Source organism: Micromonospora sp. M51, from assembly GCF_018070305.1.
Lineage (GTDB): Bacteria > Actinomycetota > Actinomycetes > Mycobacteriales > Micromonosporaceae > Micromonospora > Micromonospora parva.
This window is the reverse complement of record NZ_JAGPXZ010000820.1, coordinates 1-2,576: the sequence shown is the minus strand read 5'-3', so window position 1 is coordinate 2,576 and position 2,576 is coordinate 1. Positions and strand designations below refer to the sequence as shown.

Annotated in this window: 3 protein-coding genes; all 3 read right to left on the bottom strand. The window is 73.9% G+C overall.

Going from position 1 to position 2,576, the window contains the following annotated elements:
* Positions 1–378, bottom strand: a 378-nt coding sequence (locus KBX53_RS29290; RefSeq protein WP_210862843.1) for an alpha/beta hydrolase, incomplete at its 3' end; no start/stop codon positions are given.
* 55 nt (positions 379–433) lie between these two features.
* Positions 434–1,840 (bottom strand): NAD(P)/FAD-dependent oxidoreductase, encoded by a 1,407-nt coding sequence (locus KBX53_RS29285; RefSeq protein ID WP_030337716.1) that lies wholly within the window; start codon positions 1,838–1,840, stop codon positions 434–436.
* A 117-nt stretch (positions 1,841–1,957) separates the two neighbouring features.
* On the bottom strand, positions 1,958–2,576 hold a 619-nt coding region (locus KBX53_RS29280), incomplete at its 5' end, for an endonuclease (RefSeq protein WP_210862842.1).

The following is a 2,576-nucleotide window of genomic DNA, read 5'->3' as shown; positions in this document are numbered from 1 at the left end:
GACCGGCGCCACCAGCACCGCGCCCCGCGCCGGGTAGCGGGCCAACGCGTGCGCCACGACCAGGGCCCCGGCGCCGTGCCCCACCAGCACCGCCTGCCGCGGCAGGCTCGCCGCCACCTGGACCACCTCGTGGGCGTACGCCCGCAGCGTCGCCTCCGGCGCCGGCTCGCTGCCACCGTGCCCCCGCAGGCTCACCGCGTACGCCGGGAACCCCCGCGACGCGGCGTGACCCAACCAGTGCTCGGCGAACGCCCACGCGCCGTGCCCGAACCCGGGCACGAAGAGCAGCGGCGGGCGCCCCTCCTCCAGCTCGGGGATCGCGCTGAGCACCTCCCGCCGGGCCGGCCGGACCGGGCGCGACCACTCCCGGCCGCGCATGATCCGCAGCTCGCTCACTGGTCTGCCTTTCGTTCGCGACGATGCGGCTGGGCGCTCACTTGCCCTCCAGCTCGGTCAGGGCGCGTTGGACGGCGCGCAGGTAGTCGGCGTGCCCGACCTCGAACCAGTGCCGGCTGCTCTCCTTGACCGGCCCGGAGTACCGCTCCCCGGCCCGCTCCCGCACCCGGGACGCGAACGCCGCGGCGCGTTCCGGCCGGTCCCGACGGGCCCGCAGCAGCCGGGCGAAGAGCACCGTCTGCCAGTGCGACAGGGTGAACAGCCCGGAGTCCGGTTGCAGCAGCCCGGCGACCGCCAGGGTGGGATGCCCCGGGGTGAACGCGTTGAGCCACAACGTGGGCCGACCCGCGCCCGCGCTGTCACCGAACACCGACGCGTCGAGGAACTCGAAGCGCGGGAGGTAACCGGTGGCGAAGACGACCACCTCGGGGTCGATCTCGCGGCCGTCGGCCAGCTCCACCGCGTACGGGTGGAACCGGGCGACGTCCGGCACCGGACCGATCCCGCCGTGGCCCACGTAGTAGACGAGCTGGCTGTTCGCGATCGGGTGCGTCTCGTACACCCGGTGGTCGGGCTTGGGCAGCCCGAAGCGGGTCAGGTCACCGACGGTCAGCCGCAGCGTCCAGTGGTAGAGCCACTGCCGTACCCGCAGCGGCACCCGCAGCGCCAACAGGGTGTCGTTGACCTGGTCGGCGGGGCGACCGAGGACGTACTTCGGCGCGTACCAGTAGCCGCGCCGGGTGGAGTGCCAGCAGCGCGACGCCTGCTGGGCGGCCTCGACGGCGATGTCGCAGCCGGTGTTGCCGGCGCCGACCACCAGCACCCGCTTGCCGCGCAGCTGCGCCGGGTCCTTGTAGGACGAGGCGTGCATGACCTCGCCACGGAACTGTTCCAGGCCCTCGTAGCGGGGCAGCTTCGGCGACCAGTTGTGCCCGTTGGCGATCACCACGGCGGCGTACCGGGCGGTGCGCTCCGGGCCGTACCCGCCGGTGGAGCGGGTGGTGACGTCCCACCGATCCCCCTCGACGGGCTGGACCCGGATCACCTCGGTGCCGAACCAGATGTGCGAGCGCAGGTCGAAGTGGTCGGCGTACCGCTCGAAGTACGACAGCACCTGACCGTGGTGCGGATAGTCCGGCCAGGAGTCCGGCATCGGGAAGTCGGGGAACTGGGTGAACGGCTTCGACGAGATCAGGTGGGTGCTGGCGTACACCGGGCTGCGGTCGTGCCGCCAGTTCCAGGCGCCGCCGACGCCCGTCTCCCGCTCGTAGCAGTCCACGCCGAACCCGTGCTCGCGCAGGTTCTTGATGGCGGTCAGCCCGCTGGCCCCGGCCCCGATGACGCAGACCGTGTCGCCCCGGTCGGAGACCGGGCGGCCGTCGCTGTTCGCCGCGGGCGAGGTCGCCTCCGGGTCGGGCCGGCCGTGGTCGGTGGAGGTGGACACCGGGGACATCTCCTTTTGGTACGGCAGGCGTGCCGGTCGCCGCGAAATCCTCTCCACAACGGGGCCGGATGTCCAGTCCTGGAGCGGACGCGTCGACGCGCGGGCCGGGGGCGGAGGTCAGCCGGTGGTGGGCAGGAGCAGGTCGACCAGGACCGGGAAGTGGTCGCTGGCCCGCCGGGTCTGCGGGGTGTCCACCACGTCGTAGTCGACAACGGTGATCCGTGGGTCGACGAAGAGCGCGTCGATGCGCCGGCGCGGGTCGGCGCACGAGTACGTGAGCCGTTCGGCCCGGTCGGCCGCCACCGCGGCGTCGGTCAACCCGCGCGACACCGTGGCCCAGGCGGGTCCGTCCGGACCCTCGTTGAGGTCCGCGCCGGCCAGCACCGGGCTGGTCGCCGCGTCCAGGCCACGCTTGAACTCGGCGGCCTGGGAGGGCCGCTCGGCCGGGTCGGTGGACAGATGCGAGCCGGCGACGGTGAACGCAGCGTCGCCGACCCTGCAGTCGGCGTACGCGGCGCCGCGCAGGTGCCGGCCGGGGGTCAGCGGGAAGCGCTGGCAGCGGGTGGCGCGCACCTGCACCCGCAGGCTGGTCAGCAGCAGGTTGCCCAGGGCGGGCAGCCCACCGGCGGCCACCACCAGACCGAACGACTCGGCCAACGTGGCGGACTTCTGCCGCCACCGGAACCGGCGCGGCCCCTCCTGCACGATCACCACGTCCGGCTTCGCGGCCCGGACC